This is a genomic window from Mariniflexile sp. HMF6888, from assembly GCF_044335535.1.
In the GTDB taxonomy this organism is placed as follows: Bacteria; Bacteroidota; Bacteroidia; order Flavobacteriales; family Flavobacteriaceae; genus Mariniflexile.
This window is the reverse complement of the sequence record NZ_JBIQVZ010000004.1, coordinates 193,087-218,185: the sequence shown is the minus strand read 5'-3', so window position 1 is coordinate 218,185 and position 25,099 is coordinate 193,087. Positions and strand designations below refer to the sequence as shown.

Annotated in this window: 21 protein-coding genes; 10 read left to right on the top strand and 11 right to left on the bottom strand. The window is 32.4% G+C overall.

The genetic code is table 11. From position 1 onward, the window contains the following. Both ACGLWY_RS11915 and ACGLWY_RS11910 read right to left on the bottom strand, forming a co-directional pair. Entirely contained in the window at positions 1-1,455 is a 1,455-nt protein-coding gene (locus ACGLWY_RS11915; RefSeq protein ID WP_396619889.1) for a glycosyltransferase family 2 protein, read from the bottom strand. Beyond that, positions 1,452-2,522, bottom strand: a complete 1,071-nt coding sequence (locus ACGLWY_RS11910) for a HEAT repeat domain-containing protein (protein WP_396619888.1) — start codon at positions 2,520-2,522, stop codon at positions 1,452-1,454. The genes ACGLWY_RS11915 and ACGLWY_RS11910 overlap by 4 nt, the downstream gene beginning before the upstream one ends. Positions 2,523-3,047: 525 nt before the next feature. Here ACGLWY_RS11910 and ACGLWY_RS11905 point away from each other — a divergent pair. The 4 genes from ACGLWY_RS11905 (at position 3,048) to ACGLWY_RS11890 (ending at position 9,562) form a co-directional block, all read left to right on the top strand. After that, complete coding sequence (locus ACGLWY_RS11905; RefSeq protein ID WP_396619887.1) at positions 3,048-6,182, top strand: PAS domain-containing protein; 3,135 nt, start codon at positions 3,048-3,050, stop codon at positions 6,180-6,182. Positions 6,183-6,852: 670 nt separating this feature from the next. Continuing rightward, positions 6,853-7,380: a hypothetical protein gene (locus tag ACGLWY_RS11900; protein ID WP_396619886.1), complete on the top strand. Its 528-nt coding sequence runs from the start codon at positions 6,853-6,855 to the stop codon at positions 7,378-7,380. 428 nt (positions 7,381-7,808) lie between these two features. Beyond that, the gene (locus ACGLWY_RS11895) at positions 7,809-9,218 is read left to right on the top strand and encodes a rhodanese-like domain-containing protein (RefSeq protein WP_396619962.1); all 1,410 of its coding nucleotides are present in this window, start codon (positions 7,809-7,811) and stop codon (positions 9,216-9,218) included. Between the two features lie 2 nt (positions 9,219-9,220). Further along, positions 9,221-9,562, top strand: coding sequence for a rhodanese-like domain-containing protein (locus tag ACGLWY_RS11890; RefSeq protein ID WP_396619885.1), 342 nt, complete (start codon positions 9,221-9,223; stop codon positions 9,560-9,562). Positions 9,563-9,698: 136 nt separating this feature from the next. On the opposite strand, the gene ACGLWY_RS11885 is transcribed toward ACGLWY_RS11890, so the two are convergent. From ACGLWY_RS11885 to ACGLWY_RS11850, 8 genes are all read right to left on the bottom strand, one after another. Beyond that, positions 9,699-11,312 (bottom strand): alpha-L-fucosidase, encoded by a 1,614-nt coding sequence (locus tag ACGLWY_RS11885; RefSeq protein ID WP_396619884.1) that lies wholly within the window; start codon positions 11,310-11,312, stop codon positions 9,699-9,701. Positions 11,313-11,399: 87 nt separating this feature from the next. Beyond that, positions 11,400-11,579: a glycoside hydrolase family 97 C-terminal domain-containing protein gene (locus ACGLWY_RS11880; protein ID WP_396619961.1), complete on the bottom strand. Its 180-nt coding sequence runs from the start codon at positions 11,577-11,579 to the stop codon at positions 11,400-11,402. A gap of 162 nt (positions 11,580-11,741) precedes the next feature. After that, on the bottom strand, positions 11,742-11,981 hold the full coding sequence (locus ACGLWY_RS11875; protein WP_396619883.1) for a hypothetical protein: 240 nt from the start codon (positions 11,979-11,981) through the stop codon (positions 11,742-11,744). 45 nt (positions 11,982-12,026) lie between these two features. Then, entirely contained in the window at positions 12,027-13,220 is a 1,194-nt protein-coding gene (locus ACGLWY_RS11870; protein WP_396619882.1) for a DUF4861 domain-containing protein, read from the bottom strand. A 139-nt stretch (positions 13,221-13,359) separates the two neighbouring features. Then, complete coding sequence (locus ACGLWY_RS11865) at positions 13,360-13,617, bottom strand: hypothetical protein (protein WP_396619881.1); 258 nt, start codon at positions 13,615-13,617, stop codon at positions 13,360-13,362. A 128-nt stretch (positions 13,618-13,745) separates the two neighbouring features. Next, a complete protein-coding gene (locus tag ACGLWY_RS11860) occupies positions 13,746-14,765 on the bottom strand; it encodes a family 43 glycosylhydrolase (RefSeq protein WP_396619880.1) in 1,020 nt (339 codons plus the stop codon). A gap of 618 nt (positions 14,766-15,383) precedes the next feature. Then, positions 15,384-16,433: a T9SS type A sorting domain-containing protein gene (locus ACGLWY_RS11855; protein WP_396619879.1), complete on the bottom strand. Its 1,050-nt coding sequence runs from the start codon at positions 16,431-16,433 to the stop codon at positions 15,384-15,386. 179 nt (positions 16,434-16,612) lie between these two features. Continuing rightward, positions 16,613-18,043, bottom strand: coding sequence for a choice-of-anchor D domain-containing protein (locus ACGLWY_RS11850; protein WP_396619878.1), 1,431 nt, complete (start codon positions 18,041-18,043; stop codon positions 16,613-16,615). Between the two features lie 357 nt (positions 18,044-18,400). Between ACGLWY_RS11850 and ACGLWY_RS11845 the strand changes: the two genes are divergently transcribed. Further along, positions 18,401-19,324, top strand: a complete 924-nt coding sequence (locus ACGLWY_RS11845; RefSeq protein WP_396619877.1) for a PAS domain S-box protein — start codon at positions 18,401-18,403, stop codon at positions 19,322-19,324. A gap of 99 nt (positions 19,325-19,423) precedes the next feature. Here the strand turns inward: ACGLWY_RS11845 and ACGLWY_RS11840 are convergent, their stop codons facing one another. Further along, positions 19,424-20,068: a GDSL-type esterase/lipase family protein gene (locus ACGLWY_RS11840; protein ID WP_396619876.1), complete on the bottom strand. Its 645-nt coding sequence runs from the start codon at positions 20,066-20,068 to the stop codon at positions 19,424-19,426. An 836-nt stretch (positions 20,069-20,904) separates the two neighbouring features. On the opposite strand from ACGLWY_RS11840, the gene ACGLWY_RS11835 reads away from it, so the two are divergent. The 5 genes from ACGLWY_RS11835 to ACGLWY_RS11815 all read left to right on the top strand — a co-directional run bounded on the left by ACGLWY_RS11835 (position 20,905) and on the right by ACGLWY_RS11815 (position 24,977). Next, a complete protein-coding gene (locus ACGLWY_RS11835; protein WP_396619875.1) occupies positions 20,905-21,279 on the top strand; it encodes a hypothetical protein in 375 nt (124 codons plus the stop codon). Positions 21,280-21,386: 107 nt separating this feature from the next. Continuing rightward, positions 21,387-22,532, top strand: coding sequence for a hypothetical protein (locus tag ACGLWY_RS11830; RefSeq protein ID WP_396619874.1), 1,146 nt, complete (start codon positions 21,387-21,389; stop codon positions 22,530-22,532). A 183-nt stretch (positions 22,533-22,715) separates the two neighbouring features. Then, positions 22,716-23,015 carry a hypothetical protein gene (locus ACGLWY_RS11825; RefSeq protein ID WP_396619873.1) on the top strand — a complete coding sequence of 100 codons (300 nt, stop codon included), beginning with the start codon at positions 22,716-22,718 and terminating at the stop codon, positions 23,013-23,015. Positions 23,016-23,073: 58 nt separating this feature from the next. Next, the gene (locus ACGLWY_RS11820) at positions 23,074-23,682 is read left to right on the top strand and encodes a hypothetical protein (RefSeq protein WP_396619872.1); all 609 of its coding nucleotides are present in this window, start codon (positions 23,074-23,076) and stop codon (positions 23,680-23,682) included. A 236-nt stretch (positions 23,683-23,918) separates the two neighbouring features. After that, a complete protein-coding gene (locus ACGLWY_RS11815; protein WP_396619871.1) occupies positions 23,919-24,977 on the top strand; it encodes a hypothetical protein in 1,059 nt (352 codons plus the stop codon). Positions 24,978-25,099: the final 122 nt, after the last annotated feature.

Sequence of the window (25,099 nt, the reverse complement as noted above, 5' to 3'; positions counted from 1 at the left end):
TTATTTTTTTGTAACAGTAAATCCTTTTCTCACCATAACGCCCCATTTAGCTTCTTTTTTTAAGAAAAATTGCCAATACCCTTTTAATGCCGCCATAACTACCACAGGATGATAGAATACAGGCTCTATCATTGCCATGCCTATCAGCTTTAATACTTCCCTAATGTTTGCATAACTTTTATAAAGCAATTCATCCAGTAAAATGGATATAATGGTGATGTTGATATAAAAAAGGTAAACAAAAAGCATGGACCATAACAAAAAATCATAGTTGATAATGTCGGTATAAAAAAAGGACCATATCAAACTTGCTACGATAAGCAATAAACCAAAGGCTTCTATAATGGGAGCTAAAAATTCAAATAAGAAAAAATAAGGAAGAGCAAACCATGATGTTCTACCGTACTTAGGGTTAAAAAACATCTTTTTATGAATGACCATCGTCTGAATCAAGCCTCTCGCCCAACGAATGCGCTGACGCATTAATATTTTAAGATTTGGAGGCACTTCTGTCCAGCATAATGACTCAGGAATATAGCTAATTTTAAATTTTTCCTTTTTATCATACATCACTTTTCGCATCCTGATGATGAGCTCCATATCCTCTCCCAAAGACGTATGCATGTATCCACCTGCTTCAATAGCCACTTCTTTATCAAACATACCCAATCCCCCAGAAACCAAAATAAGGCTATTTAACTGACTCCAAGCCATTCTACCAAACAAAAAAGCACGCACATATTCCAGTTCCTGAAACATTGGATACCATTTGTTGGGATAATGAACTTTAACTAAAAAGCCTTCATTAACTTCACTGGCATTCGAACTTCGTATGGCTGCTCCTGCAGCAATAACCCTTCTTCTGCTTTCTATAAAAGGTTTAACAAGCTTCACAAGGGTGTTGGGTTTTAAAATACAATCTACATCTGTACACAAAAACAAGGGATACTGTGATGAATTGATCCCAACATTTGAAGCATCCGCTTTTGATTTACGGTTTTCTTTATCTACCACCAAAAGCTTAGAATATACTGGATTTTTAGATTTGTAATGTCCTCTTACAGGAGCCGTTTCTATCCGCCTCTGGTAAAAGAAAGGGACTTTAACCAAATTAAACTCGGTGATAAGTTTTTCTAAGGTATCGTCACTACTCCCGTCATTGATAATAATCACTTCAAATTTTGGGTAGGAAAGTGACAATAAAGATTTTACGTTATGAACTATGGTTGCTCCTTCATTAAATGCCGGAGCCACTATAGATACCCCAATTGCCTCGTTTGATTTCAATAAAATATCTTCATTGATGTAATGCTTCATCAAAACATACTTCCTGATAGCAACATAAGAAAGAAACGCAAAAACCAAATAAGAAATCACATAAAATGACGCATAGCCTACTATAAACCATTCATAGATATCAAGTAAACCCAACAAATAGTGGTACATGTCGTTCATAAATATGCACAATTTAGGTGAGCTTTCATACTGTCTATTTCCAAATCCAGTATAAAACGGGTGTCATAATACTGATTATCAATAGACTTCAAAGATCTTAACAATTCCATCTTTACATCCTTATCCATGTGTTTACGTTTTAAAACGCTAGTAATGAACGAAACACTTGTCTCGCTACCTATAACGGTCAGAGATTTCAAAATTTCTATTTTTAGCAACTTTCCTTCTTTATCAAATTGGCTGTGTAATGCTTCTTCAGCATCAATTAAAAACAGTTCTCCGATGGAAAGAATGGCTTCTTCCCTAACCTTAATTTGTTCATGGTCCAATAAGGACACGATTTTTTCGGGAGCAGCTATGTAATTGTAAAACACCATGATTTTTAAACCCAGAATAACAATGGATTCATTTTTTGCTTCAAGCCAACTAGCAATGTTTTTTGGAATCGTATCATGTTTCATATATAAAACATCAATCACCTTATACATATTAACTCTTGATAAAGGAGTTGGGTAATCCACCAAAGAGTCAAATGACTCCGTTGTAAGATACAAATGCGCTATATAGGCATTGGATCGTAAAATGACATTTTTGGACGTTATATAAGATTTGATGTATTTTTGACCGTGAACAAAATTCATGGTTTGAAAATGATTAATTCCAATACATTTTATGTACCAATAAGGATGCTTGATAAGCTTCAAACTATGCTTGTGTAGCTCAAAAGCCATATAAATTTCCCTTACTTGATAAATCAAGTCTCCCTTTAGGGTTAAACTTAAATCAAGAACCGAGGAGAGCAAAAGTTTTTTAAACCATTTTTTGTGATAAGGAAAACGCGATTTGAATTTAGCAACTTCTGCTTTTAAAAGTTCCCCTTCATAACCCGAGAATGTTAATTCCGTTAGCGCATCTGATATTTTTGTATGATATTGTCGTTTTCTATAAGAAAGATAAACAAACCTCAATCTGTGGTATACTATAATGATGACAAGAACAAGCAACAAAAGCATTAATATGGGAACCATATAATTTTGAAGGAAAGTTTCAAGAAAATTTTTAGCCATTAAATTTAAAAATCATTTTTTAAGTAGGTACAAACTTGAGTTGATCGTTGTATATATCAGTGTACATGTATAAAACTTCAAATATTTCATATAAAAACACTTACTTCAAACAGCATGAATATCATTAAAGTCAACAACCATCCATTTGTAAAGATAACAAATTGGCATAGCATTGATAAAATAAAATTAAAAACTATGGTAATCAGTATGACGTACATAACCTCGAACCTTAAAGGGGTCAGGGTTAATCACAACTTTTTCTTTAGTTACGTATGTAAACTCCTCACTTAGTAAACCCAATAGTTTATGGTTAGCAACTCACTTGCCTCCAGAATCACCAAAATTAGCTGATATGGAATTATGCTTAATGGGTAGCCCCCAGTACCATTAGTTTAACTAGTTTGATTGCTCTGAAGAAAAATATTGAAGAAAATGAATGAGGGGATTTTTACTATATTTATAGAAAATTCAATTAGATTTAATAATAAAATAACTTTCTAAAATAGTGATTAATATTAATAGAAAATGAAAAACCTATTTGTGTACTGCAAAGACAATTTTAAGTTTTTGCTACAATGTTTACCAGAATCTACCGGATTATCCTACTTTTTTTTTAGTGAAACAAACCAATTGAATATAGCTATAAAACAACTAAAACCAGATGCTATATTATTTGACAGCATAGAGTTTGACAACGCAATTTCAAGTTGTATTGATATCATTAGTAACAAGACTCCAATTATCATCTCAGGAAAGCCCACAAGTTTGTCCAAAACACCAAATTTACAGATACATGGTTTGCCTGATACATTTAATAAAGCAGACGTATTTGAGTTATTTTCAAAATTGAAATTGGTTAATAACAGTTTTATTTCATCTGTGGATATTCCTAAAAATAAGAATCATATAGAAGAGATCAAAAACGGTAAACAATTAGAAAACCAACAATTCCTTAATCTTTTAATGGACAATATTCCTGATGCTATATATTTCAAAGATAGTGAGTCCAGATTTACAAAAATTAATCATGCACAAGCAATTACTTTGGGAGTTAATACTCCAGAAGATGCCATAGGTAAACGTGATGAAGATTTTATTGATGGCAACCAAGGCAGAGAATCTTATAAAGACGAACAAAGTCTTATGAGTAGTGGCATCCCACTAATCAATAAATTAGAGCATATTGTGACATCAAATGTAGATAAATATGTTAGAGCTACAAAAATACCTTTAAAGGATGCCAAAGGCCATTCTATAGGTATGGTTGGTATCTCAAGGGATGTTTCCAATGAATATAAAATAGGGAACGAACTTCGTAAAGAAAAAAAATTCATGGATTTGTTGATGGACAACCTTCCTGACAGAATTTATTTTAAAGACAGGGACTCTCGCTTTACCCGATGTAATATGGCTTTATCAAAAATGTTCGGACTTAACTCGCCTGAAGAAATGTATGGAAAGACCGATTTTGATTTTTTTGAATCCGTTCACGCCAAAGAAGCTTTTGAAGACGAACAAAGAATTATGAAAAAACGATCCGTCATTATAGATAAACTGCAGAGTTATTTAAAAAACGGTGAGCGGTTTTGGGAATTAACAACAAAAATCCCATTTGTTAATAGCAAAAATGAAGTTATAGGACTCGTTGGAATTTCTCATAATTTTACAAAACAAAAAAAATTAGAAGACAGTCTTGAAAAGGAGAAAGAACTCTTACAGATACTAATGGATAATGTTCCTGACTATATCTATTTCAAAGATAAGAATTCAAAATTCATTAGAGCAAATAAAGCCGTTGCCTCTTTTTTAAAGACAGATGTGAACGAAATGATAGGAAAAACTGATTTAGATTATCTTTCAAAAGAAACAGCAGAGGAACTATACAAACAGGATTTATCAGTATTTAAAAACGATGTGGAAATAATAAACCACGTGGAAAAGCTAGAAAATTTAGACGGCAAAACCATTTGGGTATCTACAACTAAAGTCCCTATAAAGAACGAACATTCCAAAGTGATAGGATTGGTAGGAGTCTCTCGAGACGTAACCATATTAGAATTGACCAAACAACAATTTGAAATGGCAAAGGTAAAAGCAGAAGAAGCCAATCGGGCCAAAAGCTTGTTTCTTGCCAATATGTCACATGAAATTAGAACACCTATGAATGGTGTTATTGGCATGGCCGATATATTAAGTAAATCCAAACTGGATTCCACCCAAAAAGAATATCTGGATATTATAATGAAATCTGGACAGACTTTATTATCATTAATTAATAATATTTTGGATTTCTCTAAGATTGAGTCTGGTAAAATGGAATTAGAAATAGTACCTATCAATATTAGAAGTGTTATAGAAGAGGTTGCAGATATTCATATAGTCCATGCCACGTCAAAATCAATAGATTTATTAACATACATCGACCCTGAAGTTCCCGAATTTGTTGGAGGAGACTATGTTCGCTTAAAGCAAATCATTACCAATCTGGTAAATAATGCTATTAAGTTTACTTCTGAAGGAGAAGTTGTTATTCACGTTAGCTACGTCGGTACAACCAACGGAATCCATGAAATACAATTTAAAATTAAAGATTCAGGTATTGGTATTTCAAAAAAAAATCAAAAAAAGTTATTTAAATCATTCTCTCAGGTTGATCCTTCAACAACAAGAAAATATGGAGGAACGGGATTGGGATTGGCCATTTCCCAGAAGTTAGTTACCCTAATGGGCGGTAAATTAGACCTTGAAAGCTCTTCAAACTCGGGGTCTACATTTTTTTTCAAAGGTAAGTTTGCTGTATCTGAAGAAATTAAGAACAATAATATGTTTTTATGTAAAGATCAACTTCAAGGTAAGCACATTGCCATTGTAGATGATAACAAAACCAACAGGCTAATATTCAAAAATTATCTTGAAACCTGGCATGTAAAAGTCTCTGAATTCAAAGACGGTTTTGAAGCATTATCCTTTTTTAAGGAGCAGTGCCATTTAGGCAAATCCATAGATTTAGTGCTGGTTGACTACCAAATGCCCGGTATGAGCGGAAAGGAATTGGCAAAGCAAATTAAGGCAGATCAAAGAACAAGTGGTTTAAAATTGATTTTATTGTCTTCAATCATTGATGCCATACCAACATCAGAAATGAATGAAATTGGTTTTGAAAAGGGTCTTAACAAACCCATTAAGATGAACCAACTGCTAAATGTCATCTTAAAGGTTTTGGGAATGCCACAAGAGCAAAAAGAATTTGAAAGTGTAGAAAACGAAAACCATTTAATAAGCTTTAAAAACAAACGGTTTCTTATTGTAGAGGACAATCTAGTCAATATGAAAGTGGCCCAAATAACATTAAGTGGATTGTCGACACATGTTGAAGTGGCAACAAACGGTCTGGAAGCTGTTAAGCTATTTAAGAAGCATAAGTTTGATGTCATATTAATGGACATACGGATGCCGGTAATGGATGGTGTAGAAGCAACTCTGAAAATAAGGGGATTGGAAAAGAGTTTAAATGGAAAAGAGCCTGTTAAAATTATTGCGACGACCGCAAATACCTTTCATGAGGATATTGAAAATTGCATGGATAATGGAATGGATGCTTTCCTTGAAAAACCTTTTAAAAGAAAAGATTTGGTTTACATTTTACAACAATTGCTATAATTTGTTGTAGAAGTTATTTAACATTTTTTCAACGTTATTTTTCTAAAATTTTGCCTTATAAAAGCCTATTTATAAGTATGGTTAGTTTTCCCTATAATCCAGTCATTCCAATAAGCATTATGTTTAAGCATTGAAAAACATTCATTTTACCCCATTCAGCTTTATTCTTTTCATTGATTTGCCCAATTCTTTCAATCAGTTCTTCCTTTATTTTTTGTCAAAAATTGTTTTCATTATGTGATAATATTCTCGGTTTTGGTAATTCGTTTAATAATTATTTCCCAACTTAATTACAAATTATTTATTCACACTTACTATGATAAGAAATGTCGTTTTCAGCTTGTTACCAATGTATTTAGATTAGTTGCATGTTTTAGAAAATACAAACCAAATAGGGAGTATATAAGTATTTTCATGAGTAGATTAGTTTATATTTCTGGATAAACATAATAAACGTTAATGTATATAAACATCGTGTAAAATCATGAATTTCCCTCGTCCAAAGGAGCATTAATGTAGACTATCTCTTAGATAATACGGATATTTACCTTCAAATTAAATATAATTTTATATCTTTAAAAGTAATCTTTTTAAACTAAAGAACATTTGTGTTCCTTGCTTTACTTTAATGTAATTCAAAAAAATGGTCAAAAGTGATATAAATAAAATTATGTCCTATAAAACTATTCTATTAAAATTTAAGGATAAAATAACCTATTATGGTATCGTGTATTATTCATTGGTTACATCCGTTTTATTCATGATTGGAAAATTGGTCGATTCCCTTCAAGACAATATACTGATAATCGAATTAATAGGGCTAACGCTTGCTACCTTTATACTGTTATCACAAAACAAAAAACTAAAATTCAAGACAATACACACAAATCTAACTACTAGAGAAATTAACAGTGCCATTTACATAACAGCTAAAGAATTAGATTGGTATCTTATTGATGTTGGATCAAATTATACAATTGCAAAAAGAGAAGGTGGCTCTTTCCCTTTTAGTTGGGAAGAACAAATCACAATAAAATTCAGCAACAAGGAAATACTCATTAACAGCCTATGCAACCCAGACAGTACGATGGTTACCGTTTTTGGAAGAAACAAAACGAATATTAAGACTTTTGAAAGAAATATTAAAAAGCAATGGGCAATAGTTCCTGAAGTGTCTTTTGAAATTTTAAACAAATAAATTCTGATATAATACTACTGCACTCGCTTTGGGCTGGCTTGCTGTATTCTTCTAGCACTGAATTCCCTTCGTTCAATCTAAACCATTACAAATAAACTTTCTTTATATGGACATGGAGAACAGTCTTAATGGTGTTTACAGCTATCCAACCTTAGTTCATTATCGGTACAGAATTCAAAGATTAAAGCATCTGATAAAGCTTTGAAGGGCAAAGTTTTTATCTTCTTTCGGGATTGCTCGTACTAACTTAATGGCATTGGGCAGAGCTAAGCATAAAAAAAGAAACGAAATATGGACGGATTTTACCCATTCCTGCCTGCCGGCAGGCAGGTTTTAGGAAATAGAAAAAGTCACGATGCGTTCTTGTAACTTTTGTTACTGACAAAACTTGAAAAATGACTATTTTTACATTTAATACCTATTTGATTATGACTATTGAACAAATATATACAGGATGTTTAGCACAAGGCGCCTATTACATAGAAAGTAACGGTGAAGTGGCTATTATAGACCCTTTAAGAGAAGTAACTCCATACATTAACAAAGCGAAACGCCATGGCACAAAAATTAAATATATTTTTGAAACGCATTTCCATGCCGACTTTGTTAGTGGCCACGTTACGCTTTCAAAACTTACCGGTGCTCTCATAATTTATGGCCCTACCGCAAACCCATCTTTTGATGCTATCATTGCCAAAGATGGTCAGGTTTTTAAATTGGGGAATATTACCATAACAGCTTTACATACCCCTGGGCACACCATGGAAAGCACCACTTATTTACTAAAAGATGAACACGGCAAAGACCATGCTATTTTTAGTGGAGATACGTTGTTTTTAGGCGATGTGGGCAGACCCGATTTAGCCCAAAAAACAGCAAATATGACACAAGAAGATTTAGCTGGATTACTTTTTGAAAGCCTTCGGAATAAAATAATGCCATTAGCAGATGATGTTATTGTTTACCCCGCACATGGTGCTGGCTCCGCTTGTGGAAAAAATCTAAGCAAACAAACTATTGGAACTATTGGCGAGCAAAAGAAAACAAATTATGCGCTTCGTGCGAATATGACCAAAACGGAATTTATTAAAGAAGTCACAGATGGTTTATTGCCTCCTCCTCAATATTTCCCTTTAAATGTGAAAATGAACAAAGAAGGTTATGAGGATATAGATGATGTTATTGAACGGGGTACAAAACCTTTAACTCCATTAGAGTTTGAACATCTTGCCAACGAAACAGGCGCTGTTATTTTGGATGTGCGCCATCAAGATGAATTTGCTAAAGGGCATATTCCCAGATCAATTTTCATAGGAATTGAAGGTAATTTTGCCCCTTGGGTCGGTGCCCTAATTGCCGATGTTGAACAACCTATTCTTCTTGTTACTCCAGAAGGAAAAGAAGAAGAAACCATTATACGCTTATCACGAGTAGGTTTCGATAAAACACTAGGCTATTTAAAAGGCGGTTTTAAAGCTTGGAAACATGCTGGGTTAGAATATGATACCATAACATCCATTTCCGCTTCAGAATTAAAACAGACAATAGAAAAGGAACAGGTTCCTGTTTTTGATGTACGAAAAGACAGCGAATTTAAATCTGAACATGTTCAAAATGCGCACCACACCTCTCTAGATTATTTAAATGAACATCTTACCGAATTTCCTGAAGATAAAACCTTTTATCTACATTGTGCCGGTGGTTACAGATCTATAATAGCTGCCTCAATTTTAAAAAGCAGAGGCATTCATAACTTAATTAACATAACTGATGGATTTGCTGCCATGAAACAAGCAGGCATCCCCGTAACAGATTACATATGCCCAACAACATTATAATTATGGCCTTTTTTTCATTTTTATTGGGTGCCAAAGCACAAAACACCCATATTAAGATATTAACACCTCAAGAGTTCAAAAAACAAATTACAGGCAATTCTTTACAGCTAATTGACGTAAGAACAGCCATTGAATTTAAATCAGGACATATTAAAGGTGCAAAAAACATGGACTTTTTTTCAAGTAACTTTAAAGCTCAATTAGAGAAATTAAACAAAGAAAAGCCGGTTTATGTTTACTGCAGAAGTGGTAACCGAAGTAATAAAGCGGCTAATTTGTTAGCAAAAATGGGATTCATCGAGATTTACGATTTGAAAGGTGGTTTTTTAAACTGGAAAGAATAATGAGCCATTTTTAAACAATGAACTCGTTTAGACTTTTTCGCTTCAATCAAAAAAGTTTAAACGAGTTCAATACTAGATCCTAGATTTTTGTAAAGCTTACAATAAGCCTGTTTGTTTTAAGAATCGATCATGTGAATTAAAAAATTTTGAGCACAATGGGTGAAATCAAATGTTGTGTATTGGATAATTTAACACTTAATCCATCTTTATTGAACTTAAATGACTCCATTTTACCTCCTAGAATTTCTACTTCATCTAATCCTTCATTGTAATAGGGGCTATCAGTTGCCAATGACTTGATAATGACTTCCTTGTTATTTTCAGGACACTCCATTATAACAGCATAAAGAATATCTCCTTTTTTAGTAAACCTAATGTCCTCTGAAGAATAAGGCACTCCTTTTCCTTCATTAAATCCTTGAGCATTTATCGGATTTGAGCTTTCTGCCTTTGGGCCTTCACCGTAAATATGCCAAGGTCTGGTTTCATAAATACATTCACTGTTGATGTCCATCCACTGGGTTATACCCTCAACAACCTTTAATTCTTTTTCGTCAATTGAACCATCTCCCCTAACTGGAATATTAAGAAGAAGATTCCCGTTTTTACTTACAATATCAACAAGCATCTGCATAACCGTTTTAGGAGATTTATAAGCATTTTTATTGTAAACACCCCTATCGTAATGCCAACCACCAATACAAGTACATGATTGCCATGGCTTTTCTTGAATATTGTCCGGGGCTCCACGTTCAACATCCCAAACCATACATTCTTTTTGTTCGTCAGTAAGTATTTTTCCAAACAGCACAGCCTCTAGTTTGCCGTTGTGTAACTTCATGTTTGAATTATAGTAATGTGCTGCTATATCAAGACCAACTTTGCTTACTGGCCATAAAGGCAATGCGGTATCATCAAAATATAATAAATCGGGATTGAATTTATTAATCATATCAACTGTACGATTATAAAAATTTAGACAATATTCCTCAGATGGTGGAGTTGCTCCATTTTCCCAGCCCCATTGATTATGGATTGAGTTGATATTTTTGCTATCTTGACTTAAAAGATGGTCCTGGGCATATAACTTTTGAGGATCAAGACCTTCCCACCATTTTCCTTCCCCATCTTTTTTGGTTAGTTTTCCATCATAAGGTATCCCAGCATATGCTCCTGTCTCATCAGTCATCTGAGCAGATTCATACCAACGCCAGGCATGAGCTGAATGTATACTTACCCCAAAAGGCAGATCATTTTTCTTAGCCGCTTTTGCCCAACCTGCCAATATATTTTTTTTAGGTCCAATATCTACAGAATTCCATTCCTGATATTTACTATCCCACATATCAAGATTATCATGATGATTTCCCATGGCAAAGAAATATTTGGCACCCGCACGTTTATATAAAGCAACTAATTTTTCTGGATTCCAATTTTCAGCCTTCCATTCGTTTATAACATCTTTAAAACCAAATTCTGATGGATGTCCATAATTCTGCAAATGGTGTTTGTATTGCGATTGATCTTGATTGTAAATGCTTCTAGCATACCAATCTCCAGCTTCAGGTTCGCACTGTGGTCCCCAATGCGCCCAAATACCAAATTTTGCATCTCTAAACCATTTTGGAACTTCATATTGTTTTAAAGATTCCCAATTTGGCTCGAAAGGTCCTGTTTCCATTTTCTCTCTTGTGCTTTGTGCATAAGAAAACATGGAAACCATGAATATTATTAGCGTTGTATTTTTCATCTTAAGTTTATTAAAGATAATTGTATATAAAATTGAATAAATCGAGTTAATCAAAATTCAAGTGTAAAAAAACCATTGGCTTAAGGGTTATAAATGTACGACAAAGCCTCCTCCTGCAATCAACTTAACAGTTAAAATATTATTGGGAGATAAGACCTGTTCACGTCTGTCGATACTGGTATTAGATAGTCCATCGTCATAAATTAGTATTCCCATAGTGGATTTTTTGAGAAAGTCCAAAGGAATTTTAATATCATTTGCAGCCAAACCTGAATTAATTTCAATGCTTGAAAAAAACAATGCAATGGTTGTTTTAATTAATTTTTTTACTCTATTTTTCTGGTTTTATTTTAAATAATATACTACCCCGAATCAGAGCCTCGAGGAATTCTATAGATTATAACACATCAAAAATACTAAATTAATATTTTACTTTTGTAAAATGATCTCTTGCAATTCATTTCCCAATTCACCAAATCCTTGGAATGATGAATTGGTAAACCTGGTATATACCGTCATATAAAAATCCTCTCCTACTCTAATCACGCCTAGGTCTAAATAGTCTGCATATAAAATTGGATTTGTATAGGTGCCGTCTCCAATATCTGATTGCCAAACTTTGGAAATATAATTTTGTGCAAAAAGAGAAGGCACAAACATAATCCACATTAGAAAATTATATCTTTCACTAAATAAACAAGGTGTTTTTTAAATTCATTTGTCTTTTACGATTGATATTTTTAACGGATTTTCTACTATCTTAACTTGTCTTTCTAACATCTTATCCCAGTCTTCCAATGTAGTAACCTGTCCACTTTTCGTCCATCCAAAACCCGCATAATAAGTAAGTGTTTCTTGTGGTTTTGTAACCAATAGTACCTGACTTTGATCTGGTGTTTGTGACTGATGGTTAAACGCTTTTTGAACCTTGTTTGGTTCAATTATAATGCCTTCACCTACATAAGCATCATTTATAGGCTCCCAATGCCTGAACCAACCTTCTTGTTGATTCAATTTAACCTCCCCTTTTCCATCGTGCTTTGTAATTCCAATGGTATAATTCGGAACTTCTTTTTCAGTATTTAACTTTATTTCAAACTTTGAAAAATTACTTCCTATATCTAGAGAGATTCTTTTAGTTTCTTTTACTTTATAATCACTCCAAGGCGCATATTCCAATTCAAAAATAGTTCGTAAGGGTCCTGTGGCTATGGTTCTACTAGCGATAAAGTTTTTAGAAACGTATAAACTATCGTTTTCCCAAATACCAAGACCTCCAGTGCCTCTGCTTTTTCCCACGTGATAAGGGTCGTAACCTTCTCCATGATCAATATGATAATACCCTTTGGTTTCTAGATTTTTTGCATACCATTTATCTATAATAGAATATTCTACACGTTTTAACCAAAGATCTATTCCACTTGATAATGTGCCTCCATATTCATTTTCTTCTATTCTACGTTGCGCTTCCGGTCCATAAGTTCTAAAAGCTACTTTGTCATTTTCCCATGCGTAATCATCTGTTCTTTCAGGAACTAGTCTAGAAAAAGTAATTGATTTTGTTTCTTTAACAGGATGCAAACTATCAACCAGCACCACATACTTTGCTGAAGAATTTCCACCTACTTCTGCTTGAAATAGCAGGGCATCGGTAGTTCCATCACTATCTATATCTATCCATTGGGTAAGCAAATATTCTTGTGAACCGTCCTTTTTTACCTTGATATTTTCCTGATATGTATTTTTTAATAATTCAGAAAGTTTTTTATAAGAGATTTCAACTATTTCATTTCGTGAGAAATCCTGATTATTTTCTACCTTTACAGTTAGTTGCTTTACTGTACTTTTATTACAGGAAACAAGCACACCAACCATCAGCAATGCTACTATTTTTAAGTATTTATTCATGGTATTTATTTTTTGAATGTTATTTTAGTGGCGAAATCTCCAATCTTGATATTGCCTTATTTGGGATTTGTAGCCGATTTTCCATTAATTTTTAAATTTTCAATAGTAATACCTTCACGTTACGTTGTGAATTGTAGACTTATATGATGAATCTATTTACATAAGGACCATTGTATGTAATGTTCTCTATTTTTCGTCCTGAAGCAGCACTGTATTTTTCACTAAAACAGACCTCAAAATTAAAAATACGCACTTCTTGAATGTTTTCAATCTTAATATCTGTATAACTAATATTTCTTGCCATATTATTATCGCTTACGCATATAGTCATACAACCTTCGGCAACTACGTCATCTTCATCGTATTCCAAATAATTTTGAATGACGAATTTCAACACCTCCCTTTGGTTGAAGCACAATACCTCTTCCTAAAATCTTAACATCATGGGCAATATCTACCAAAAATTTTGCTTATACATGCTTTCCTAATTAAAAGCCTTACTACTTTATTTTGCCGTAATATCAGTTATTCAATAAAATCAGATACGCCTCCCTGCGGTATCACTTTTAATATAGCTCCATTTGAATCTAACTTCAAACTATCAATGGACAATTCACGTAAAAGCGTGTCGTTGTTATCTTTAATTCTATGATATAAAATATAATCCTGATTGTTTTCTTTAAAAATAGCATGATGGCCAGGACCTAAGGTAGTTGAATCTTTTGATGTTGATAGTATCGGGCTATTTGCTCCCTCCTTCCAAGGCCCATAAGGTGTGTCTCCTACAGAATACCTAACCTTATAAGTACTATTAGTACACTTTCCGTCTGAATACGTTAAATAATACTTATCGTTCTTTTTTAGCATAAAAGGTGCTTCAAAATAGTTAGGTGGCGTTATATCTTTAATAGCATTTTCATTAAAAGAAACCATATCTTCATTTAGTTCAACGACAAAACAATGCCCGTTAACCCAATTTAAACCAGAGCCCCAATATAGGTATGCTTTACCATCGTCATCTATAAATGCTTCCGCATCTATCATATGGTATTCTGGAAACATATTACCTTTAATAAAAGGAGCATTGTCTATTTTCGCATTTTTCCAAGGTCCTAATGGTTTTTCACTAACACCAGCCCAAACTTCGCTTCCTACTGAAACATACATATAAAATTTGTTGTTTTTTGCCTGTATCACAGAGGGTGCCCATACCCTGCTGTCTTTCGATGTTGAACTTGTACATGCTTCTTTGGTTGGCCAATTAATATGCTTTTGTTCCCAATTAATGAAATCAGAAGATTCAAAAACAGCCAATTCATCACCTCCCCAAGGATCTATAGTCGCATAAACATAATACTTACCTTCATGTTTAATAATTGAGGGATCTGCAAAAAAACCTTTTATAATTGGATTTCTTATTTTAACATCTGGTCGTTCTACTCTTTTGATACTATCAACTTTATTCTTACAACTTAATACAGTTGCTAAAAATAGTATGATACAAAAAAATAGCTTTTTCTCTATTTTCATTAGTCTAGCTTTCATTAATTATTTTTATTTAAAGTTTTAGAACAGAAATTAACTACCTCAATATAAAACTCATTATCAAAAAACATAAGAGTTTATAATGATTCCTTTTATACCTACAGAATCATCAGAAACCGCATATGCAACATGTGAATTGAACCACTCCATAGACCTTTTGGAGAATCTTCTCTCTATCCACATACAAATATATAATATTGCCACCCTTATCTAATAAAATAATAGTCTCATTTATTTATATTTATTATTTTTTAATTGTCAAATGGGAACAGCCTTTATAATTATCTTCGTGTGTATGAATACCATTCTCATAGGTGTTTCATTTTTAAAATCACTTCATTTTAAATGATTTAAGTATCCTTGTTTTATTCATCAGTTTGATGGCTTAAATGCCACACATCTTATGGGCAAAACATGCAACTCTTTTTCTTGATGATCGATTATTTAAAAATTCAAAGGAACCCCGAGGTAAGAGCCTCATAGAATTCTTTTAGATTAAGGACAAGCACTTATACTATAACTAGCAGTTCCATCTTTTCTCCAATCACTATGAGGCATAAACCCTATAACTATTTGATCAAGCCTTAATTTTGCCAGATATTTTTATACATCTTGCAATCATTTTTTTATAAATTTAAACGTATTTCCATTATTAAATTTCAAGAAGTACAGTCCGTTCTTTAAGTTTCGAATGTCAATTTTTTCTTTATTAGAAATCGTTCCTTTTTTAACTTCTGCACCCGGAAGATTAATAATTTTATAATCTTCTTTAGCTGTTAGGCCGGAAACCTGTAAAAATTCATTTGAAGGATTTGGGTATAAACGAAACGGACTGTTAGTATTAAGGTGATTAATCGCAAGTGTAGATAAATTAAATTTTAAAATTTTATCATCAAAACGGTCTGAAATATAAAGGTCATTTCCGTTTAATGCAAGCCCATAAGGGGAATATAATCCCGTAACAACGTCTGTTGCTATTGGCGTTGTTGCCGTGATATCAATTTTTGAAATTTTATTACCTTCAAATTCAGAAACATAAAGGTCATTCCCGTTTAATACAAGCCCAAAAGGCCTATTTAATCTCATAACAACATCTGTTCGTATTAGCGTTGTTGCTGCAATATCGATTTTTGAAATTTTACGACTTAAATCTTGAGCAATATAAAGGTCATTTCCGTTGAATATAAGCGCCGTAGGGTAATCTACACCATATACACTGGTTACTGTTGGCGTTGTTGCCGTAATATCGATTTTCGAAATTAATCTAGCAGTATATTCAGCAATATAAAGGTCATTCCCGTTTAATGCAAGCCCATTAGGGTTCTTTAATCCCGTAACAACATCTGTTGCTGTTGGCGTTGTTGCCGTAATATCAATTTTTGAAATTTTATTACCACTCCATTCAGCAATATAAAGGTCATTCCCGTTTAATGCAAGTCCAACAGGGCCATTTAACCCCGTAACAACATCTGTTGCTGTTGGCGTTGATGCCGTAATATCAATTTTTAAAATTTTATTACCATAATATGAAGCAATATAAAGGTCATTCCCGTTTAATACAAGCCCGCCAGGATTACCTAATCCTGTAACAACATCTGTTGTAGTCTGCGCTTCGGTACTAATTCCAAATAATAAAATAATTAAGATTAAAATGTAATTTTTTTTCATGAGTTTAAGATTTAATGTATTAATGTTTGTTAACCAACGCCATAAGAGCGTATGCTATGGTTTTAATATTCGTAACTTTATTTTAATAGTATGATGAAACCGATTTAAACTTTTCGCTTCAATAAAAAAAGTTAAAACCAGTTCAATATTTGTTTTTATTTTGTTTTATTAGGGTGTCTTTATAGGCAGCTTGTACTATAACTAGCAGTTCCATCTTTTCTCCAATCACTATGAGGTGTAAACCCTTCATCTATTTGGATACAAGTCAGACTATTATATAAAGCTGACATAAATATCATATTATGATTATTACCATTAGCTGTGTTTAAAGCCGTTAATTTATTATTACTACAATTTAAAATTCTTAGACCCGTATTATGGGAAATATCTAAACTGGTTATTTGATTATTAAAACAATATAGGTTGCCGAGTAAAGTGTTTTTAGAAATATCTAAGGTTGTTAACTTATTATTATTGCAGGTTATTGAGTTTAAATTAACATTTTGGGAAACATCTAAACCGGTTAATTGATTGTCTGTACAACGTAACACTTCTAATGTTAGATTTTTAGAAATATCCAAACTCGTTAGTAAATTATTATCTACATTCAATTTAACTAAAGCCGTATTGTTTGAAACATCTAAAAGGGTTAATTGATTCTGTGTAACTATAAGCTCTGTTATATTCACGAAGGCTTCAATACCTGTTAGGACGCTTATACTTTTATCATTACAGTTTATGGCTTCTTTATAAGCTTCTGCTTCGCTTATTTGTATTTCACCATCATCATTTATATCAATTTTACTAATACTACCTCCGGTAATAGTCGTCCCGTGAGCCAATAAACTTGCTTTAAAATTGGCATCCGGAATATTAACAATATTGGGGTCTGATATTCCGTTACCTTGAAGGTTAACAGTGTAAGTACCAACATTAGTAACGATAGAGAGTGTCGCTGTTTTATTTCCTATAGTTTGAGGGGCAAATGTAACTTTAACACCTGTAGCGCCATTTTCTGGTATGGTAACCGAATTATTAGTGGCAGAATATTCATTGGCATTTGTTCCTCCCAAAGTGCTTTCCGAGATAACCAGTTCAGCATTACCAGTATTGGATATCGTAAAGTTTAGGATAGCTGTTTTATTTATTTCTATACCACCAAAGTCTTTACTTTCAGGATTGATATTGAAAACTGCTGCAGGCTCCGAAGTTCCTTTACCTGATAAATTCACTTTATGTTCACCCACATTACTGATTATACTAAGGGCAGCTGTTTTATCACCCGCTTCTGTAGGTTTGAAGGTTACAACAAACTCATAAGTTTTACCAGCCTGCAGCGTTTCTTCTGTTTCACTGGCATTCACATGGAACTCTGAAACATTTGAACCGGAAAGATTAAAAGATTTTAAGACTAAATCTTCTTCTCCAGTATTAGTAACTGTTAATTTAACTTCTTTTGATGTTGGTATTTCCACCTCTCCAAAGTCAACCGTGCTTTGGTCTATTGAAAATTGAGCAGGAGATAATTTTGGTTCGTCATCTTTACCGCAACTCACAACTAGTAATAAGGCATACATTATTAATGCCAATGGTTTTTTAAGGTTTTTCATGTTTTTTATTTAATATAGATTTAGGACTAAAAGCACTAAAAAAAGTACTTTGCTTACATTAATGGAGCGAAAATAGTTAGCCATGAAGCTTCAAACAAGTACAGTTTTTAAAAGCGTTAACAAAGCGTTAGCACCCTTGTTTTTTTTTAATGTTTGAGCTCGTTTTAAGGTATAAGTTAAAAAAAAGATCAATTATGCATTGCTATTTTATTTCAAACAGTTCAAGTAATTCGGGTTGTTACTAGCTCCTTTTTAGTTATTTTTGTTTTGTGTATAAAATGCGTATTTAAAATACACACTTTAATTTGTGTTAATGCATCGGAAAATTTAAATTGACGGAAAATAATAGATCCATAGATGAGTAAAAAATTTGGAGAATCTTACCAAAGAGAAGAAACCGATAATCTTTTAAGACTAATTGACAACGATAAAAGCCTAGATAGTGAAGGTTTGAGTAGATTGTTGGAGAAACAAAATATTAACAAACTAAAACTCATTGCAGAAAACACGATTGATGTCATTTGCCTGCACCATCCAGAGGACTGGCGTTATTTGTATGCAAGCCCTTCTACTGAAAAGATTATGGGATATACTTCTGAAAATTTGAAAGGCAGGGTTCCTTACGATTTTATTCATCCAGATCACCTTTCCATTTTGGCCAAAAATCTTTCGGGCTCAAAAAAGGGTGTTCCTTCCGATCCTGAAAAATTAGAGTTGTTATTTAAGACAAAAGACAATGGATACCAATGGTTTGAAGGCTATACCAAACCTATATATAACAATAAAAATGAAATAGTCTTGATCTTAAGCTGCACTAGAAACATACAAGATCGAAAAATTGCTGAAACAGAAAAGAAGGAGAGAGAAAGTATTCAGCAAAATTTATTAGTGTCGTCTATTTTATTAGAAAAGAAAAAGGCTATCATTGAAAAAATAGAGCATAAAATTTTAGAACTCGAACCCAATATGAGAAAGGACTTAAGAAGTATTTTAACTTATATTCAAGAGACCTTAAATTTAGATGAAAATTGGGAAGATTTTATGGTACATTTTAAAAAAACACATCCTGATTTTTATAATAAAGTCTCCATAACATACCCCTATTTATCAAAAAAAGACCTGAAATATTTAGCATTTATAAAACTAGGCATGACTTCTACCGATATCGCCAAAGCAATGATTGTAAAAAAGGAAAGTTTGAGAGTGACCAGAAACCGATTGAAAAAAAAATTAGGGCTTGATTCATCGCAAGATCTTGTTGATTTCGTTAAAGAATATTAATTATCCCGAGGCAGAGCCCCCAAGGAATTTTATAGTTCATGTCCTATCAGTTGCTAAAATTTGATTATGGTTTGTTTTCCTCTTTTTCCATTGAAAAAATCATCGCACATAATTTTTTATTACAGAATACCATAGTTTATATCCCTCGTCATTCATATGCAATCCATCATCGATAAATAACTCTTTATTTACCTTTCTATTTTCCAGCATAATATCCCAAACGTTTACAAATTCTAAATGATTGTCATCCTCACACATTTCCTTTAATTTCTTATTGAATCTTATGTACTTTCTTTTCAAATGCCATCTTGCAATACTGGGTTTTGAGGATATTAATATAATTTGTGCTTCTGCGTTTTCCTTTTTTATTTTTGAAATAATAATAGAGAATGAATTCAATATATCCTTTAACCTTTTTTTATCTGAAATATCATTATCCCCCTCATAAATAAAAATTTTTTTTGGTTTATATTTCAAAATAAGATTATCTGTATAATTCAATAAATCTATAGTTTGGGACTCACCAAATCCTGAATTTATAATTTGATATTCCGGAAAAAGTTCTTGAATGTTTTTCCACATTTTGATACTTGAACTACCTGTAAAAACGATTGTTTCTAATGACGCATTCCAAATACTATCATATTTTTGATTTATTAAACCCACTTCATTTTTAAAACGAGTGCTGGTTTGTGACTGACAAAAAAATGTAGTCAGAAAAATTATAAAATATACAAATCTCAAAACATATTAATTCGGGTTTAAGCCTCTAAAATAAGTATTTTAGAATAAAATTTTAGAAAAAGAGCCTTATGATTTGAATACAAGGCTTTTATAGGGATATCAAAAATAATCGGGTAACGATTTGGTAATGGTACTCATTACATTATACCTCAATATGTTTCCTCATGACCCAGTACATATATAAATTTTTTATTCTTAATGATATGAACATTTATAATAATACTTATATAGTATTTTTATGAATTATTTATCACTGCTTGCTAGTATATGGCTTTGAGTGACCCTGACCGTACAATTTTCGAACCATTTTTTGGAGGGTTTAAGAAAATTAGCATCTATAACTTTTAGACTGGATAGCTTTCTCTACGAATATAAAATAGATTTAAACGTATTTAAATCCTTTTAGCTCGTTTTGATATTTGACATATACGCTCTATTACTTTTTTATATTCTTGTAAAGAATTAAAAGGTAATAGAGCTAATGCGAAAACTAATAACCTTATTGATGATTGTTCTATCCACATCTTTGTCTTTCGGACAAAAAATAAAAGTGCTGAACGTTGGAACTTTTCACATGGCAAGTACAATCGATTCAAGAAAAGTTGAGTTTAATCAAAGCGACAAAAAAAGCAAGGCAGAATATCAGACAATTTACATTTAGCTTCTAGTAATGAACTATGTTTAGGAAAACCTGTTTAATAGCATTAACATCTCTGATTTTTTCTTGTGGCACTGGACTCAAGATAAAACAGAGCGATTTTGAACCAATTAACAAAGGCTTCTCCAAATCTTTTATCAATCAGTCTTTCAAAACAAGCAAATCGGCACCTGATTTCATGGGCGGACCTAAACTTTTGGAATTATTCGGGATTTCAAATTGTGAAGCTGAAATAGTCACCTTAACATTTAGAAATAATACTTTTTTAGACCTTATCTACAAAGACAGTACCATTACAAAGACACTAACATTCCAAGTAAGACATATTCGTAGAGGATATCTTGAAATTTCATCGGTACATAAAAACATCCAAATTCCACCTATTATTCCCTTTTTGTACAGCAATTTGGATTTGAACAGGACTAGGATCGGTTTAACAACTAACAGTGAGTTGATCATAGACCACAAATGGGAAAAATCGGGAAGTTTTCTTCTATTCATGGGAGGTGCAGGCGGTCGCACACAATATTTTTTCAAGCCATCAGACAAATAAATTTAACCCTTGTTCATGAACCAATTTTTTAATTTCATTATCATTATTCTCATGTTAGCGGATACTTTGCAAAACCGACACGAAACCGAATTATTAACACAATCAAAATGAATTTTTTTTTATTACTACTTACAATTTTACCTTTTATGATTTCTTGTAATGGAAAAGAAAAAGTCGATTTATCAAAATTAAATCTAAATGAACCAATAGAAAAAGTAATAAACTTTAACAATGATTTACTTGTTGGAGTTGAAACTGTTGAATATCCATTCTGCCTATTATTAGAAGTTAAAAATTCTGAGAAATATAGTTTTGAAGACATTGATCTGAAAGGACAAAAAATTATTTTCCAAATAAACTCTGAAAAACTTAAAACAGATAGTATTGCAAGGTTTGGTGGAGGTCATATAGATTTGATACCAATCAAAAATGAAAATGAATTGAAAAACAATTTAAAAATTTTTAATGCAGAAAATAAAATTTATGGGATAAGAATTGAAATGAAAACCCCAAGTTTAAAATCAGGGATTTTAAAGAAAATTGAGCTAAAATATGGTAAGGGTTCAAAAAATCCGAATACAGATAACGGTTTATATTGGAACGTGAAAAAGGAAAACAAATATATTTTCTTTGCACCTGATTATGATAGGCTTATTGTTCTTAACAACACGAATTTATCCAAAACTTGTTATTGGGACACTTTTAATGGATTAATAGATTTTGGTGAATGTGATAGTGAAAAATACACACAAGAATTAGTAAAAAATTCTATAAAACCAGAAGATGTTAAAAATAAGCCAATAATAAAAGTTGATAATAATTGGAGCATAAACGGTTTAATTCTTGGAAAATCAAACGAAGAAGATTTTGAAAAATCTGAAACCAACAAAAATTTTGAACGAATGGAAGAAATTAATGGAGGTACAGGAGATATAAATCAAATTATATATCAAAAAGATTATTACGATTTCTATTTTTATTTATCGGCTAATAAAATTAATCCTGAAAATAAAAAAGATAATATAATTAAGGGGTATGCAATAAACAACTTCAAAAAAGTTGAAATTTCATTTGAAAACGGTTTGAAAGCAGGTATGAAATTTAACGATGTAGTCAAATTATTCGACAAAAAATTAATAATCGACTATGAAGATTTAAAATTCGCAAATTATATTGAAATAAAAAATATGCCATATAAAGTGACATTAAATTTTGATGAAAATATGTTGTTTTCGGGAATGTATGTTAAATAGAAAAACTTCCGCACAGCGGTTACAATCATTAGTCAAACTCACGATAGTGAGCAACCTTCTGTCTTGGATAAAAATTGCAATTCGATATGAAAAAAATTGATTTTAAGAAAACGAAACCTCCTATTAAAATTCGATTGAACATAAGGAAGAGGATGGTATTTAAGGCATAAATAAATCAGAAAAATGAATAATATCATGATAACTACAGGGATTATATGGAGAGGAGCCTTCTTGCTAGTACCCTTAACGGGCATTACGCTTTGGTTTCTCTACGATGGAGGTATTGGTTTTGGCTGGAACCTTATCTGGTATTGGATCTGGATAATTGGGTTTCTATTGCTTTACCAAATCGTATTGCTATCAAACCTGATCCTTAATTACACTAAAATAGGATTTAGTACAGAAAACAAAGTTTTCATGTTGATAGGTTTGCTTTTATTGGTCATAGCTATTGTGTTTTTTATGAGCAAACTAGGGCGGTAATTATCTTTAAAACCATGATTTTTTTAACATAAACATAAAATTAAAAAAACAAAACATTATGAAATATCTAATAGTGATCGGTTGCCTTTTCTTAGGGACAAATATTTATAGTCAAGGTTTGAAAGTTGTTGAAGCCGATAGTTTATCTGAAGCTGAACTGGAAAATATGGAGAACATTATAGACAAGGAAGGCTGGGTACATATACGGTATGAAGGCGAAAGCAATATTTATAACTATTCAAATAAAGATTATATACTTGCCGTATTCTTTAGTTGTTTGGATACCACTCAAACTCCAAAGTATATCATTGAGTTTACAAAAAACTATAGGGATGGCACCTATGGGGGTGTTGATTTTGCTAGCTCAAAAGGGGGCGAATTTGCCAAAATCAACTTTTATGTAGATGCTATAGATTTCGGCGATCCTTTTTATGAATTTGATACTGAAAATTTTTCAATTTTCTATCAAGCTTTGAAATCAGGAAAGCTGCTAACTATTGCTTTTTTTAATATGGAATATAATCCTGAAACGGGTGATGATGAACTTTCCCTAAACCGTTCTATCGACTTCAAATTGGGAAATAGTGAGTTTTTGGATATTCCTGTAAATTGTAATGTGTTCAGTGAGTCTACTGCACCTTCTGAAGAAGCCATAACGGCTGATTAAACCTCACGAACTATCACAAAGCTTCCAATTCATATTTTAAAGAATAAAAAATTAAGGTTAAAGAAGGTAAAAGTATCAACTGAAAATGAGTTAAACCCACTAAGCAACGGTATTTATAAAAAGTAAAAAAGAAGAGTAAAATTACAGGCAAACAACAATAGATTATTAATATGGAAAAAGAAAAAAGTCATCTTAAAAGACCAAATAGACCAAATAGACCAAAAACTTCAAAAAGAATGATCACCATAGCAATCATTTTAATCATTTTGTTATCGGCTTCTTGGATGTATCTCAATCGAGATGGTTCTGCGTGGCGTTATCTCAATGGAGATGGTTCTGTAGAAGTAGAAGATGTTACCGATTATGTTCTTCAAGGAGATGATGGTACCGTTTCAGAATATGTTGCCGATATATATGTAAATGTAGAAGATGATGCGGTAATGAAAAAAGGCAGATTATTGAAAAAGGAATTTGAAAATGAATACAATAAACTACCCGATACTTTATATGTTTTAGAATATGGGGATTATTTATATACAAACTATCAAGAACATACCAAAAGCGATTTTTGGTTCTCTTTGGTAGAGAATAATTCGTTGGATGCCTTGAATACATATGATGGCAAGCAGAAACAAGAAGACCTCATCGCTTATTTAAAATTGGTCTCCAAAGAAGCAGTAAGCCCCCCGAAACACGAATGCTTAAACTGTGGCTCACTTGTAGATCTCGATGAGTTTGTAGGCTATTACAGGGACGAATTTTTAAGTTTTGGAATGTCCAATCTGCCTATTAAATTAAAGAAAAAGATCATCGAATTCTATAATTCAAGGGAAGGCGAAAATATTCGTTATGTAGAAAACGGGAACCAAACGAGTGTCGATTTAATTTGGATCGGCAATTTAACGGGCAGTGGAAAAAATGAATATGCCATTCTTTTCAAGGATACCGAATACGAGCTAAGTGACAATTATCTTTTATTGGTCTATGCGGCAAATGAGACCGACTATTATTTGGTTTACAGTGAAAAATTTTATGATAAAGTGCTATTGGAACATCTTAAAACCAGCTCGGACGGTGAGGAAAATATAAGGAAAATCTATATGAATACCGATTATTTGGTAGAAACGGATCATGATGGGGTCGTAATAAAGCAGATAAATAAAGCCGATAAAGTTTTGGTGTATAATGTAGAGTTCGATAAAATGGTGGGCTATTATCAAAGATCGGCTTCTGAAATTAAAAAAGAGCAGGAAGAGTTTAACGAAGAGGATGCCGAGGAAGTAGATGATATTTGAGCGCCATTGAAATAGTATTGAGAAATGAGTATTGAGACCTAAGACGTTTAGACATAGAACCATAAGAAGTGTGTCATTAGTCATACGTTGGTAGTCATAAGTCTTAAATCTTAGTTTTTGCT